General features: G+C 46.4%; 11 protein-coding genes. 9 read left to right on the top strand and 2 right to left on the bottom strand.

All coding sequences use genetic code 11. From position 1 onward, the window contains the following. Nucleotides 1–6: 6 nt before the first annotated feature. From ABQ275_RS06175 to ABQ275_RS06135, 9 genes are all read left to right on the top strand, one after another. Nucleotides 7–1,569: a RagB/SusD family nutrient uptake outer membrane protein gene (locus ABQ275_RS06175; RefSeq protein WP_349317400.1), complete on the top strand. Its 1,563-nt coding sequence runs from the start codon at nucleotides 7–9 to the stop codon at nucleotides 1,567–1,569. 23 nt (nucleotides 1,570–1,592) lie between these two features. Beyond that, entirely contained in the window at nucleotides 1,593–2,351 is a 759-nt protein-coding gene (locus ABQ275_RS06170; RefSeq protein ID WP_349317399.1) for a hypothetical protein, read from the top strand. 300 nt (nucleotides 2,352–2,651) lie between these two features. Further along, complete coding sequence (locus ABQ275_RS06165; RefSeq protein ID WP_349317398.1) at nucleotides 2,652–3,197, top strand: alpha/beta fold hydrolase; 546 nt, start codon at nucleotides 2,652–2,654, stop codon at nucleotides 3,195–3,197. 187 nt (nucleotides 3,198–3,384) lie between these two features. After that, nucleotides 3,385–3,936 (top strand): sigma-70 family RNA polymerase sigma factor, encoded by a 552-nt coding sequence (locus ABQ275_RS06160; RefSeq protein ID WP_349317397.1) that lies wholly within the window; start codon nucleotides 3,385–3,387, stop codon nucleotides 3,934–3,936. A gap of 100 nt (nucleotides 3,937–4,036) precedes the next feature. Continuing rightward, entirely contained in the window at nucleotides 4,037–4,975 is a 939-nt protein-coding gene (locus ABQ275_RS06155; RefSeq protein WP_349317396.1) for a FecR domain-containing protein, read from the top strand. Nucleotides 4,976–5,133: 158 nt separating this feature from the next. Beyond that, nucleotides 5,134–8,538: a SusC/RagA family TonB-linked outer membrane protein gene (locus tag ABQ275_RS06150; RefSeq protein WP_349317395.1), complete on the top strand. Its 3,405-nt coding sequence runs from the start codon at nucleotides 5,134–5,136 to the stop codon at nucleotides 8,536–8,538. Between the two features lie 19 nt (nucleotides 8,539–8,557). Beyond that, on the top strand, nucleotides 8,558–10,072 hold the full coding sequence (locus tag ABQ275_RS06145) for a RagB/SusD family nutrient uptake outer membrane protein (protein ID WP_349317394.1): 1,515 nt from the start codon (nucleotides 8,558–8,560) through the stop codon (nucleotides 10,070–10,072). A gap of 130 nt (nucleotides 10,073–10,202) precedes the next feature. Next, on the top strand, nucleotides 10,203–10,997 hold the full coding sequence (locus ABQ275_RS06140) for a phosphatidylinositol-specific phospholipase C/glycerophosphodiester phosphodiesterase family protein (RefSeq protein WP_349317393.1): 795 nt from the start codon (nucleotides 10,203–10,205) through the stop codon (nucleotides 10,995–10,997). A 161-nt stretch (nucleotides 10,998–11,158) separates the two neighbouring features. Further along, nucleotides 11,159–13,933: a glycoside hydrolase family 2 TIM barrel-domain containing protein gene (locus ABQ275_RS06135; RefSeq protein ID WP_349317392.1), complete on the top strand. Its 2,775-nt coding sequence runs from the start codon at nucleotides 11,159–11,161 to the stop codon at nucleotides 13,931–13,933. Nucleotides 13,934–13,948: 15 nt separating this feature from the next. Here the strand turns inward: ABQ275_RS06135 and ABQ275_RS06130 are convergent, their stop codons facing one another. Together ABQ275_RS06130 and ABQ275_RS06125 are read right to left on the bottom strand one after the other, a co-directional pair. Further along, nucleotides 13,949–14,653 carry an NrtR DNA-binding winged helix domain-containing protein gene (locus ABQ275_RS06130; RefSeq protein WP_349317391.1) on the bottom strand — a complete coding sequence of 235 codons (705 nt, stop codon included), beginning with the start codon at nucleotides 14,651–14,653 and terminating at the stop codon, nucleotides 13,949–13,951. A gap of 78 nt (nucleotides 14,654–14,731) precedes the next feature. Continuing rightward, nucleotides 14,732–15,382, bottom strand: coding sequence for an HAD family phosphatase (locus ABQ275_RS06125; protein ID WP_349317390.1), 651 nt, complete (start codon nucleotides 15,380–15,382; stop codon nucleotides 14,732–14,734). Nucleotides 15,383–15,454: the final 72 nt, after the last annotated feature.

The raw sequence follows: 15,454 nt of genomic DNA, 5'->3' as shown, positions 1-15,454 counted from the left end.
GCAATCATGAAAAAAATATTTGCAGTCATCATTATCACCGGAATGATCAGCTCATGCAGCAAGAGTTTCCTGGAAACACTCCCGGTAGATAAGAAAACGGAAGAAGACTTTTATAAAACACCTGCCGACGCTTATGAAGCACTGGTATCTGCTTACAGTATGCTGAACATGGATGGATACGGTAATATCATGCTCAGCTCAGAAATAGCGTCAGACAACTGTTTTGGTGGCGGTGGAAATTCAGACAACGGCTGGATGCAGTGGGATAAGAGCGTGAATATGAATGATCTTAACAGCAACGCCTGGAGCAAGTACTATACAGCGATCTATCGTACCAATATCTTCCTGCAGAAAGCAGACAATATCAATTTTGGTGCCGATGAAGCCATCAAAAAACGTTACATCGGCGAAGCACGTTTCCTGCGCGCCTACTACTACTTTGATCTTGTCCGCATGTTTGGCAATGTGCCCCTGATCACAACACCGCTTGTACCGGGAGAATATTACATTCCACAAACTAATCCCGATAGTGTGTATATACAAATTGCCACCGATCTGAAAGCTGCTATCGCTGATTTACCGGATACAAAATTCACTTCCATCCCACCGGCTGAATATGGCAGAGCCACCAAATGGGCCGCTGAAGCCCTTCTTGGCCGGGTATTCCTTTATTACACCGGCTACTATAACAAAACAGAGATCGCAGGTGTAACAACACAGACAGACGCTATTGCCGCCATAGAAGATGTGATCAACAACAGCGGTCATGATCTTGTTCCAAAATTCGGTAACCTCTTTCGCGCGTCTGCTGCCAGTACAACAGACTATGCAGGACAAAATAATCCGGAAGGCGTATTCACCATCCAGTACACTTACCTGGGACTCGGTAATCAAAATCAGAACAACGGTAACCGTATTCAGGTGATGATAGGTATCAGGAGTCAGGCGCTATTGCCCTACTATAAAGGCTGGGGCGCCGGCACGGTGAATCCGAAACTATATAATGCTTTCATGCCGGGAGATACCCGTAAAAGCGCCAGTATTATCTCCATTGATGATGAAGGTTTTGGCAGCACTTACGAAAAAGCAGACCAGGCACAGTACACCGGCTTCTTCATCAAAAAATATACGCCGCTGAACAACCTGAAACCAGAAGACCTGGGTGGTAATTTCCAGTGGGACAACTACGATAATTACATGGTGATCCGTTTTGCAGACGTACTGTTGATGGGTGCAGAACTGCAACTGACAACAGCCCCCGGGAAAGCACAGACCTATTATGACCGTGTACGCGACCGTGCATTCCAGGACCAGGCGCATCGTATTACTCTCACCTCTAAGCAACAGATCATGGATGAGCGCAAGTATGAACTGGCGATGGAAGGACAACGCTACTGGGATCTGCTGAGACAAGGCATTCCGGTGGCCAAACAGGCTATTGATAATCCATCTGCAGATGCGGCATTCAATATCACCTTTCGTCCTGAAACAAAAGGACTGTTTGCCATTCCTGAAACACAGATCAACCTGTCTAACGGCTCGCTCAAACAAAATGACGGATGGAAGTAGTATCCACTTTAAAACATGCAAAAATGAAAAGTCTGTATACCATTTTAACAGGGCTGGCAATATTGTTATTGAATGCCTGTAGTCCTTATGAAGACAGGATCACGCCTGCTGATCCGGCTGGTGTAAAGCTGGATTTTACCGTCACCCAAACATCGGGGTATGATAACCAGGTAACACTGGAAAGTAAAACCCAGGGTGTGCTTCCATACTGGGATTATGGCTTTGGCACCACCAATGCCACGAAAGCGGTGGTGATACTACCTTTTGCGGGCGACTTCTTTATTAAGTATGCTGCCTATGCAGCCGGAGGACCAAAAACAGATTCGGTTAAAGTAACCGTTTCCGAAAATGATCCAAACTATTTTGCCAGTCCGATGTGGAATCTGCTGACCAATGGTGCTGATGGCAAAACATGGGTATGGGCTACAGACGTACCTACCGGCTATTGCTTTGGTAATGGCTCCGGTGGCGCTGATAAACCGGAGTGGTGGACAGTAGGTACTGCGGGGCTGAGAGACCAGGGTGTGTTGGATGATGAAATGAAATTTGACCTGGACCATAATGCCAACTTCGCTATCACACACAAAGGCGCTACTGTGGCAGGCTCCTTCTCCCTCGACACCCTGGCTAAAACGCTCAAAGTAAACGGCGCAGATATCAGCTGGGGAAATAACGTGACATACAATATTATTAAGCTCAACGCCAATGAGATGACGCTGGTACAACAAGGTGATGGCTGGCGTAATATCTGGATGTTCAAGCGTAAAGGATTTATATTTTAAAAATCCACTTATGTCCCCGGCGGAGGAGATCCGCCGGGGTAATTACCATGATTAGTACGATGATATATATGAAGTGAAAATTTTAGCATTTATACATGCTGTTTTGGTTGTTACCAGTTGCCGGTGCTGTTTAGCCCCGGCTATTTTTTTGATCTCATCATTATCTATCCCTTTCTATTTTATCCGCTATAATCTCCCGTATCCATCCCAAAAATCCTGTTAATCATTTAATCCTGGTCGTATTTCGTAATTTATTTCATTATCTTTCAAACCGATGCAACACCAACACAACGTTTTGTCATGGAAATTAAAGTTTTGACCGCGCCCGGACTGGGCAGTTCAGGTCCTTTGCATTGGCAGACCCTGTGGGAACAATCAATACCCGGCACGCAGCGGATAGAGCAGCACGACTGGGATGCGCCGGTATGCGCGCAGTGGGTAACGGCGATAGAAGAAGCTGTAGCAAAGGCTGGCCCAAGGGTAGTAATAGCAGCGCATAGCCTGGCTTGTATAGCACTTGTTCATTGGGCCAGGCAAACGAAGCTGTCCATCACCGGTGCTTTACTCGTAGCGCCAGCAGATGCGGAGAGAACGGATTTCCCTGCTGTAGCCAGTGGATTCACGCCTATTCCGCTAAACAAACTACCTTTTAAGAGTATTGTAGTAGCCAGTACGAACGATGAATATTGTACCGCTGAAAGAGCCGCTTTCTTTGCCGCACACTGGGGCAGCCGCTATGTAAAGATGGGGCCTAAAGGCCATATTAATGCCGACTCCGGTCTGCGCGACTGGGCAAAAGGACAAAAACTGCTAAAAGAATTGGTCCAGGACTGGCCCACCTTGTAATCACCATTCAACCAGCTGACAATTATACATATACATAGCTGTCAGTCGCTAAAAACCTTTACTAAATCGTTTTTTCACGTATGAGACCAAACACTTAACATAAACATAAACAACCATGGCAGGCAGGATACCTGTCTTTGCCCCTACCTTTGTCTTCGCTTAGTTAATAATTGTGGAAAGGGAATTTATGCCAGAAACAACATTATGGAAAGCATTCCAGGACGGTGACACCACTGCCTTTGAAAGCATTTTCCACACACATTGGGATAAGCTGATGCATTATACCTGTAGCCTGATCGCTGATGAGGCGCTCGCAAAGGATGTATTGCAGAATTTTTTTATTGAGCTGTGGGAAAAACGAAGCTCACTCCCCATTCCCCGGCAAACGGCCGCCTTCCTCGTATTCCTGCTGAAGCTACGCATTTTAAATGCCCTGCGGCGTGAAGATATCCGTAACCGCCACGAACATAATTTTGCTGCATTACTACACGAACATGTGAGCAGTACTGCCGATCAGCTATATCTCAAAGACATCTACGCACAGCTACATCAACATATGAACCTTCTGCCACCCAGGGTGAGACAGGTTTTCCAGCTTAGCCGCCTCGAACATAAAAGTATTCCGGAGATATCCGCTATGCTGGGCGCTTCGGAACAAACAATCAGGAATCAGCTTAATACCGCCAACAAAAGGCTGAAAGTACAACTGAAGTCCTCCTTTCTTTCTATGCTGATGTAAATCCAAAATTATTTTCCTGCGCAGGATAGTTAAATCTTATCTGGCGTGTGACATTATACAGAAGGCAGCAATATTCGTTGCCTGTAAAATCGATTTATAAGTGGAGCAAACGGATTTACATCTGCTGTTAAAAAAATATAAGGCCGGCGAATGCAGTGCTGAAGAAGTAGTGCTGCTCTTTGCATGGCTGGACCGGATGGCTGCCGATCCTTCGGAACATGCCCTGCCACCGGCAGCAAAGGAATCCGTACACAAGGCACTGGTAAAGCATATCCAACCCGCAACTACCGGCAGATGGCGCTACAGGCACCTATGGATGGCCGCCGCCACCCTCCTGCCCGTAGTGGTTAGTTTCTTTTGGTGGCAACAATCAACACAACGCATACAAACACCCGCCATCGCCTGGATAAAATATAGTACCGGTAAGGAAGAAATCAAAAACATTCAATTACCAGATGGCTCAACGGCCTGGCTGAATGCCGCTTCCACACTGGAATACCCGCAACAGTTCGCCGGCAAAGAACGACTGGTGAAAATAAGCGGACAAGCCTTTTTTACGATACAACAAAACAAAGAACAACCTTTTACCGTGCAAACCGGCACACTGCGGGTTAATGTACTCGGCACCGCCTTCCTTGTAAAGAATGTACCCGGACAACCAGCTAAAGTGGCTGTGGCCAGCGGTAAAGTACAGGTAACACATCAGAACAAAGTACTGGCAACCCTGCTACCGGCAGACCAGTTGACATATACCGACCAAAAAACAACTATCAGCAAAACAGATACAACTACTATCAATGCATGGACGAAAGGAGATTTACTGATCAGCAATGCTACTTTACAACAAGTGCTTTGGGAACTGGAAACCTTTTATGATGTCCGGTTTCACAGCAAAATCAACCTGGAGCAGGGAAACCTGAACCTAAGCTTCAGCAATGGAATGTCTTTACAGGATAAACTGGACATCATCGCCACTATCAGTATGACGCCTAAAATTCAATTCAAGAAAACAGCCAGGAATACATACGAAGTAGAATAAAAGAATAAAAGAATTACGAATAGCAAAAGAAGGTGTTGTGGGTAGATATACCCGTATGCACTTACTATGCCTTTCAAAGAACGATATAATGTTGATCCGTCATTCATCATTATTTATTACACCACTGGTTCTATAATTCATTACTAATACTATCATCTATGCAATCAATTTTGCGTCATCATCTCAGGTATCCAAAAAAAAGGATGAAGCCGCTGATCCTGCTCCTGCTGGCAGCTGCACCTTTTGCTGAAAGTTATTCCGCTTTCAGTCAGGCCCTTAAACACGTTGTGCCAGGCATGGAAGTAAAAAAAGGGAGTCTGTCCACCGCTATTTCCACCCTGGAAAAGAAAGGTGCTGTAAAGATCTCTTTCGACCAGCAGGCACTGGCCAAAGTACAGGTGAAAAAAAATACCTGGAAAGATGAAACAGTATCACATATTTTATCTGATCTGTTACAGAACACAGGACTTCAGTTTGAAGAAAGACAAAACACGATCATCATTTATCCAGCTGCCGCCAACATTACCGGTGATAGACAGGAACGGCAGATCACCGGCCACATCAGCGATATCAACGGACCTTTACCCGGCGCTGTTGTGGTAGTGAAAGGCAGTACCAAAGGCGCACTGACCGATACAAAAGGAAACTTTGCTATTTCTACCAATACGCCCGGCGATATTGTGTTGAGTATTTCCATGATCGGTTATAAAACACAGGAAGTTACTTATACGGGTACGCCCATCAACATTATACTGGAGATCAGCAGCAAAGAGTTGAGCCAGGTACTGGTAGTCGGTTATGGTACACAGAGTAAAACAAAAATCACCGGCGCTATCACCGATGTAAAGCTGGATAAATTATCTTCCCGCTCTGTCAACAGTGTGGAAGAGGCTTTACAGGGAAAGGCCCCCGGTGTAACTGTACAAAATCAGGGTGGTGATCCTACCTCTGCCCCCAAAGTATACATCCGTGGTATGGGTGGTATCAACGGAGAAACACCACTGTATGTAGTAGATGGTGTGATCTACGACGGGTTGGTAAACCCTGCGGATATTGAATCCATCTCCGTGCTGAAAGATGCTGCTGCCGCCATTTACGGCGCCAGGGCTTCCGGTGGTGTGGTACTGATCACCACCAAAAAAGGAAAACAGGGGAAGATGTCTGTTAACCTGGATGCCAAATACGGTACACAAAAAGCCTGGAAAACATTACAGGCATTGAATGCCGCAGAGTTTAACAGCGTCATGAACCAGGCTGCCGATAATTCCGGCGTACCCAGGAAAGATGAATATGATGCAGCAAAAAATCCTGATGGCGCTATTACCAGAACCAACTGGGTAGACGATATTTTCCGGACGGGCAAAATACAGGAATACAACCTGGATGTAACGGGTGGTAACGAGAAGTCCAAATACTACATCGGTATGGGCTATCGCAAACAGGACGGAATACTGCTGAACACCTATAACCAGCGATATAATTTCCGTGTCAACTCAGAACATCAGCTAACACCCTGGCTGAAGTTTGGCGAGAACATGTCCTATGCACAATCCAATGGCAACGGTGCGAATACCACCAGCGGCTACACCGGCGCTGTACTGATGGCTACCTTTTACACACCCAGTGTTGCTCCCTACACTGCCAGCGGCGGTTACAGCGGTCTTCCGGTAGCTACGGCCAATGCTTACGGCGACGTTATTAACCCGGTGGCTTACCTCGAAAGGCTCGATAACAAAACACCCAAAAGTTTCCTTTTGATCAATCCTTATATAGAAATAAAATTACCGGCCAACCTGTTGTTCCGTTCCAACCTTTCTTTCAACAAAGTATTTGAAACACAGAAAGAATTTACTTCCCGCGTACTGGAAATAGGAAAGATCTTTGACTTCAATAGTCTCAGGGAATATCACAATAATTCCAACGACATGCTGGCGGAGCAAACCCTTACCTATGACAAGCAATTGAACCAGCATCATATTAATGCAGTAGGTGGATTCAGCTACCAGCGCAAGCAGTGGGAATATTCACAAATACTGGTAACAGGCTTTAATGATGAAAGTCCAAAATACCGTTATGCACAGAATGCTACTGCATATGATCCGGATGGTACTTTCGGTGGTAAAAATATCGAAGCATTACAGTCATTCTTTGGCCGTGTGAACTATGACTACCAGGCGAAATACCTGCTCTCCGTATTGGGCCGCCGTGATGGATCATCACTGGTTGCAGCGCAGAACCGTTATCGCAATTACTACTCCGCTTCAGCAGGATGGGTATTTACGAATGAAAAATTTGTGAAAGACTGGCATATAGATGATGTATTGAGTTTTCTAAAATTACGATCCAGTTATGGTAAACTGGGTAACCTCGGTAGTCTCGGCTTTGATGCGGTTAGTCCGCTGATGGCAAAAACCACCACCTATGGGGGACTGGATCCTAAAGTCAATGCTGGCTATGCAGAAAAAGCAATTGCCAATCCTTCATTAACCTGGGCTGAATCCAAACAATTCAATATTGGCCTGGATGCGGGATTCTTCAATAACCGGCTAAGTCTCACCGCCGATTATTTCGTCAAGAAAACAGAGCGGATGTTATTGAAAAAACCACCGATGGTAACGGATGGTGTACCTGAAGGTACCTGGAGAAATGTGGGTGATGTAAAAGACAATGGTATTGAATTAGGTCTTACCTATAGCAACAACAACAATTCTCCGCTGCAATACAGTGTAAGCGCCAACTTTGCCAGCGTTACCAACAAGTTGCTGGAACTGGGATTAGGAAGCAAGGTGTATCCTACTTCAGATATCAATGTACGCAGTTCCATTACACCGGTACGTGTGGAAGAAGGATATCCGCTCTACTATTACTATGTAGTAAAAACAGCCGGTCTTTTCCAGTCACAAAAAGAAATTGACGAATATACTTTCACGAAAGATGGGGTTACTTCGAAGATCCAGCCAAATGCCAAACCGGGCGATATTAAATTCCTGGATGTAAGTGGCCCTGACGGCAAGCCTGATGGTAAAATTGATAATAATGACCGTCAGTATGCTGGTTCTGCTTATCCCAGGTTTACTTATGGATTTAGCTTCAATGCCAGTTACAAAGGATTTGATATCAACATTTTTGCACAGGGTGTATATGGCAACAAATTATTCAATGCTGTAAAATATACCGGTCTGGCGCCACTCATCACCGGTCAGGGTTACAACCTGCTGGCCGATGTAAAAAATGCCTGGACACCGGAGAATACGCATACAAACATTCCCCGTGTATCCGTTGGCGATGCTAACGCCAACTTCGGTACTACTTCCGACTGGTATCTCGAAGATGGTTCTTATCTGCGCCTCAAAAACGTAACACTGGGCTATACATTACCGGATGCACTGAGCAAACGTGTTCATATGAATAAATTACGTGTGTACGTTACCGGTAGCAACCTGCTTACTTTCACCAAATACAGTGGCATGGACCCTGAAGTAGGTACCGACAATTATGGTATTGACCTGGGCCGTTATCCACAGGCAAGAAGTTTCCTGGTAGGTCTGAATGTAAATTTCTAAACAACTAAGCACACAAGAAATGAAAAAGCTCATTAACACTATCTCCATTATAGCTGGTATCGCGTTAGCGGGTGCCTGCAACAAAAACCTGGATGTTACGCCGGAGGGCTCCCCTTCTGTCAGTAATTTCTGGAAAACAGATAAAGATGCGCTCGCAGGATTAAATGCCGCCTACCAGCCTTTTGATGATGAAGACTTTTATGGCCGCGGATTCTTTTGGTTCATAGATGCCAGTGATGATATGGTGGTGGGTCGTAGCAAGCCGGAAGGAGAATATGTCAAGGACTTCAATCCTTCGTTTATAGGTGGCAGCTATACGGAAGGCCAGTGGGATCTGCGTTTCAACGTCATCAAGCGAGCTAACGATATCCTTAAAAATGTACCGGCTATCCCGATGGATGAAAACCTGAAAAACCGTTACCTCGGTGAAGCCTATTTTCTCAGTGGCCTGATGTACTTCCAGTTGGCGGCCAATTATGCCAATGACAACGGAGGGATACCCATTGCCAGCAAGTACGAACCTACACCGGGTGAAGTAGTACCAAGAGCCAAGAATATAACGGAGAATTATGATTCTGTTGCATCCGATCTGAAACAGGCGGCTGCATTGCTGCCCTACTTTGATACCTACGACAAAAAAGATTATGGTCATGCCCACAAAACAGCTGCCTTCGCGATCCTGGCTAAAATGTATCTCTACAAAAAAGATTACGTTAATGCGGAAAAATATGCTGATTCTGTGATCCTGAGTGGCAAGCATCGTTTGCTGGATAATTTTTCAGATGTATTTACCATTGCCAACAACTGGACGGCAGAATATATCTGGTCTGCCTACAGCACTTCTGTGGGCACTTCTGGGTGGGGTAGTATCTTACCGGGCGTAATGCTGGAACAAACCGGCTGGGGACTTTATAATGGCTGGGGATATTACATGCCTACCAAAGAGCTGTTTGACGAATATGAGCCGGGGGATATCCGCCGGGGAGCCACCATCCTGAAACCGGGCGACAAATTCAAATACTTTGGTGATACGATGGTGTATAAATCCAGCAACAGCAGATCCGGTTACCAGTTCCGCAAGTACATGGAGCCATTTGAGTATGCCAGTCCTATCGGCACTTACCTTAGCCCTAATGGCGACCATCCGACAACGGCTTTAAACCCGCCGCTGATCCGCTATGCAGAAGTGTTGCTCATCAAAGCCGAAGCGGAACTGATGCAGGGAAAGAATGCAGACACGGAAATCAATGCCATCCGCAAGCGTGCGCATTTAACACCTAAAACCGATGCAACCCTCGCTGATCTGAAACATGAAAGAAGATGCGAACTCGCCGGTGAATGGGCCGACCGTCACCGCGACCTGGTAAGGTGGGGAGATGCAAAGGCCACATACGCCAAACCGCTGCATACCGTAAATAATGTAGTGGCATGGCCCGCCCGCAATTTTGACCCGGCTGTTCACAGTGTATGGCCTATACCACAACGCGTAATAGACGCCAGTGGTGGCCAGTACACACAAAACCAGGGCTGGTAAATAATACATTTACGGATTTTTTGATTTTGGAATTTGTTTTGATTATTTTGTTAGTAGAAGTGTGACAGCAAAATAAAATTTCAAGATCGGAAAATCCGTAAATTCTATTAATGCATAAAACCCTTTTTAATTGAAAACCTTTCTCTTATTGTCTGGTGTGCTATTCATTCTTAACGCACATGCACAAACGAAAACATACACGCTGGCTAATGCGCATTCGCACAACGACTACGAGCGCAGCATGCCTTTCTACCAGGCCGCAGCCTTGCAATTCGGCTCCATAGAAGCAGATATACACCTGAAAGACGGCGTACTGTACGTGGCACACGACAGCAAGGATATCAACGCTTTCCGTACGTTTAAAGAAATGTATCTCCTCCCGGTGGTAAGGCAGTTTACATTGAATAATGGCAAACCGTATGCAGACAGCGCACCACTGCAATTGCTGATAGATATTAAAACAGCCTCCGCGCCCACTTTGCAGGCTTTGCAGGAACTGCTGCTTCCCTATCGTAGGTATTTTGACCGCAGTGTAAACCCGAACGCCGTAAAAATAGTGCTCTCCGGCAATGTCCCTGCTATAACGGACTGGCAGCAATATGATCCGCTGTTCTTTTTTGACGGCAGACCCGACAGCGTATATCCGGCCGCGTTAAAACAACGGGTGGGTCTTGTGAGCATAGATTTTCACCGCTACAGTAAATGGAACGGCAAAGGCACCCTGGTACCGGCAGACCTGGAAAAAATAACAACGGTCATAAACAGCGTACACCAGCAGGGGTTCCCCTTCCGCTTCTGGGGTACACCGTCCACCAAAACCTGTTACTATAAACTGATGGACCTGGGCGTGGATATAATTGGAACAGATTATCCGGAAGAACTGTATGATGTAATCCATAACATTCCAAAAACCACCACCAAGTAACCTCCATGCGTAATGGGCGTGGTGGCTACCTTATCAGCACGTTAAAGAAAGCGTTGCAGCAATTGAATGATTCCGGCATGGAGAATAACAACCGATAAAAAATAGGGACTACCTAAAAAAGAATTTCTTTTATCTTGTACAGGCATTTTAATTTCCACTTTATGCCTGACAGATTTTTTCTTTTACTGGGAGCCATGTTATGTTTCCAGGTAACCTTCGCACAGGAAACCCAACAGATATACCTTTCCGGCACCGGTAAAGACCATACGGTGAATTGGGACTTTTATTGTTCCGGCGGCCATAACAGCGGCAAATGGACCACCATTCCCGTGCCTTCCAACTGGGAGCAACAAGGCTTCGGCGACTACAATTACGGACACGATAAAATAAAAGCAACGGAACACGGCATTTACCGTCATCATTTTCAGACACCGGCAGACTGGCAACAGAAGGCTGTTAACCTGGTATTTGAAGGCGTGATGACAGATGCTGATGTGAAGATCAACGGCAAGTCCGCGGGTGAAATACACCAGGGCGGATTCTACGAGTTTAAATACGACATCACAAAATTATTGCGCAGCGATAGCGCCAACCTGTTGGAAGTAACCGTACATAAAATGTCGGCCAATGCAGGAGTGAACAGGGCCGAACGCAATGGTGATTTCTGGGTGTTAGGCGGCATTTACAGACCTGTTTACCTGGAAGTGAAACCATTGACCCACATAGACCGTGTTGCCATTAATGCCGCGGCAAACGGAGCATTCACACTCCAGGCTTTTACAACACTCCTGCCAAAGGGCTATACACTAACCGCCCAGGTGAGCACCAGGGATGGGAAAGCTGTGGGCAGTCCCGTCAGCGTGAGCAGCAACGGCAAACAGGAATATACCTTGCAACAACAATACCGTCAACCCGCTACGTGGAGCCCGGAATTCCCGCATCTGTACCAGGTAACCCTTCAGTTAAAGCAGGGCAATAAAGTGGGGCATAGTATTACACAGCCATTCGGTTTCCGCACCATTGAAATAAAACCACACGACGGCATTTATGTAAACGGTGCCCGGATCATGTTTAAAGGGGTAAACCGCCACAGTGCGTGGCCTGAAACCGGGCGCACACTAAACAAAGAAATCAGCCTGCTGGATGTAAACCTGATGAAGGACATGAACATGAATGCCGTACGCATGTCACACTATCCACCGGATAAACATTTCCTCGATGTGTGTGATTCGCTCGGTCTCTTTGTACTCGATGAGCTCACCGGCTGGCAAGCCGCTTACGACACGGTAGTAGGCAGAAAGCTGGTAAAGGAACTGGTGATCCGGGATGTAAACCATCCCTCCATTGTGTTCTGGGACAACGGCAACGAAGGTGGCTTCAACCGTGCGCTGGACGGGGATTACGACCTGTATGACCCACAACACCGTCCTGTATTGCATCCATGGGAAAGATTCAATGGCGTTGATACCAAACACTATCCCGTATTCAACTACGTGGTAAATGCCAGCTTATACGACCAGGATATTTATATGCCCACTGAATTTATGCATGGCCTCTACGATGGCGGTATGGGCGCCGGCCTGGAAGACTTCTGGAACCAGTTGCTGTTCCATCCCCGTGGTGCAGGCGGCTTTCTGTGGGCTTTCAGTGATGAGGGACTGGTGCGCACCGATAAGAACGGGATCATAGATACAGATGGCAACCATGCACCTGATGGAATTGTAGGTCCACATCGGGAAAAAGAAGCCAGCTTTTTTACGATCAAAGAACTATGGTCCCCGATTCATATAACCCTGCCCGTTATATCAACAGGCTTTAATGGCAGGATTCCGGTAGAAAACCGTTACGACTATACGTCATTGGCACAATGCAGTTTCAGGTGGGCGTTGGCCAGGGTCCCATCTCCCCAAAAAAATAATACGGCAGACACCATTGCCTCCGGTACAGCCACTGCACCGGATCTTGCACCTGGTACCAAAGGATTCCTGCAACTGTCGTTACCCGATCATTGGGAAGACGCAGACATCCTCTACCTGCATGCGTATGATCCTTATGGCCGGGAAGTGATCACCCGCAGCTGGCCGCTGCAATCGCCCGCAGCCCTGGCACAAAGGGAGTTGCACATAAATGACAATAATCTACAGAAAACTAAGAAAACGGCTACGCACACTACCATAGCGGGCGACAGCCTGATCGTACATCATGCCGGCATCGATTATTATTTCAGTCAGGCTAACGGGCAACTGTTACAACTCCTCACTCCCAAAGGAAAAATATCCCTGGGCGGGGGTCCGGTGCTCGCAGGCACAAAACAGGAACTGAAGCAGTTTACACCGGCTACTAACGGAGCTGACTATACGATTATGGCGAGATATGAAGGAAATGGTTTCCTCCAGGTTAAATGGACATTCAGTCCCGGTATGCCGGTACGACTGGATTACAGCTATTCCTTCAAAGGGGAAAGTCCGTTTATCGGTATCACCTTCCGTTATCCGGAAGAGAAAATAAAAGGGCTGGCATGGACAGGTCAGGGTCCTTACAGGGTGTGGAAGAATCGTTTAAAAGGACAACAATTTGGTAGCTGGTACAAAGCGTATAACAATACCGTTACCGGCGAAAGCTGGGTGTATCCAGAATTTAAAGGTTATCATGCCAATGTATACAAAGCCACGTTTAGCAGTGAGGAGCCATCATTTACCTTTTATACCGGTAACGCAGGTACGTTTTTACAGGTGTTCCATCCACAGGCGCCGGCAATTGGCAACCAAAAAACAGCCCCGGCATTCCCGGAAGGAGACATCGGCTTTTTGCAGGCCATCGCTCCTATTGGTAATAAGTTCCATGATGCCGCACAGATGGGGCCGCAAAGCCAAAGTAATATCATGCTGAATTATACGCCGGTAAGTGGTGTGCTATGGCTACAGGTAGAAAAATAACAACTTAAAAGCGCGCTACTTCAGGTTTCCCGGATCTGTTACAAAATTCAGGAAAGCATTGAACTTGGCATTGTACTTACGCTTGTCCAGTTTATAGTAGAAAGCGCCCCGTTTGGAAGAGAGTTTATCTTTGTCTTTCTGTTTTACGAGCAGCCCGGTGGACAATACTTTGCGGCTGAAATTACGTTTATCAAAAGTTACATCATATACTGCTTCATACAGGATCTGTAATTGCGGGATCGTGAACTTTGATGGCAGCAATTCAAACAGCAACGGGTGAATGGCAGCTTTATAGCGCAACTTTTCCAGGGCCATTTCCACCATATGACTATGATCGAAGATCAGGCCGGGCAGTTCATGCAGGGAAATCCATTCTGCATGATAGTTGTCGCTCAGCTGTAGTTTTGACTGGTTTATATCTATCAGGGTAAAATAAGCGATGGACACGGTGCGCTCCACGGGGTCGCGGTCGGGCTCCCCGAAAGCCAGAAGCTGCTCCATGTATACGCCTTCCAGGCCGGTCATCTGATGCAATACACTTGCAGCAGCTGTTTCAAAACTTTCATCAGGTTGCACAAAGCCGCCCATCAGGCTCCACTTGTTTTTCTCCGGCTCAAATCCGCGCTTGATCAGTAACAGTTTCAACTCTTGTCCATCAAAACCAAAGATGATACAATCAACTGCTACCAACATTCTTGTTTGCCCTGAATAACGTTTCATACCAGCAAGATTTATAATAACCCGGCAATTTAGGTTACCGTACTGACTTTAGAAAATATATTCCCCTTTACCGGCAGGTCAGGTAAAAAGCTGTTGCAACGCCGGATCATTATAATCCGTTACAAAAGCCCTGATGTTTGTATACTGCGCAAACTCTTCCCGTGTATGCATGGTAGTTAGTACCACTGCTTCCATACCTGCATTAAAAGCTGCTTCCACACCTTTGGGCGCATCTTCAAATACAATACAGTTGGCCGGTGCTACACCCAGTGCAGCCGCGCATTTCAGGAATACTTCAGGATCAGGTTTGCTATGGGCTACATCCTCTGCGCTAACCACTGCCTTAAAGTAATGCCGCAGTTCGAGGTTATCCAGCACAAAACCGATATTGAAATTATTGGCCGCAGAGCCTATCGCCAGCGGGATATTGGCGGCAGCCGCCTGTTGCAGGAAATCAGACAAGCCCGCAATCAGTTCAAGGTGTGGCCGGAATGCTTCCTGGTACAGTACTTCTTTTTCATGTGCGATGTCGTGCATCTCCTGCTGTGTAAAATGGTCCTCGCCAAAAACACGAACCAGCAACTCTTCATTTTTGCCATACATATGGCTTCTTACAACTTCCCGGCTCAGATCAGCACCCAGCCGTTTTAACATATTGTGCCATCCATCCAGGTGATATTCCATGTCATTGATCATGGTGCCATTCATATCGAAAATAAATGCTTTCATGGCGCGAAGATAAAAAAGAAAGAATTAGGAATTAAAACCACCTTCCAGGTAAGCATCACAGGTAAATATTTC

This window comes from Chitinophaga sp. MM2321, from assembly GCF_964033635.1.
In the GTDB taxonomy this organism is placed as follows: Bacteria; Bacteroidota; Bacteroidia; order Chitinophagales; family Chitinophagaceae; genus Chitinophaga.
The sequence above is the reverse complement of the archived record's forward strand: the minus strand, read 5'-3'. Positions and strand labels throughout refer to the sequence as shown.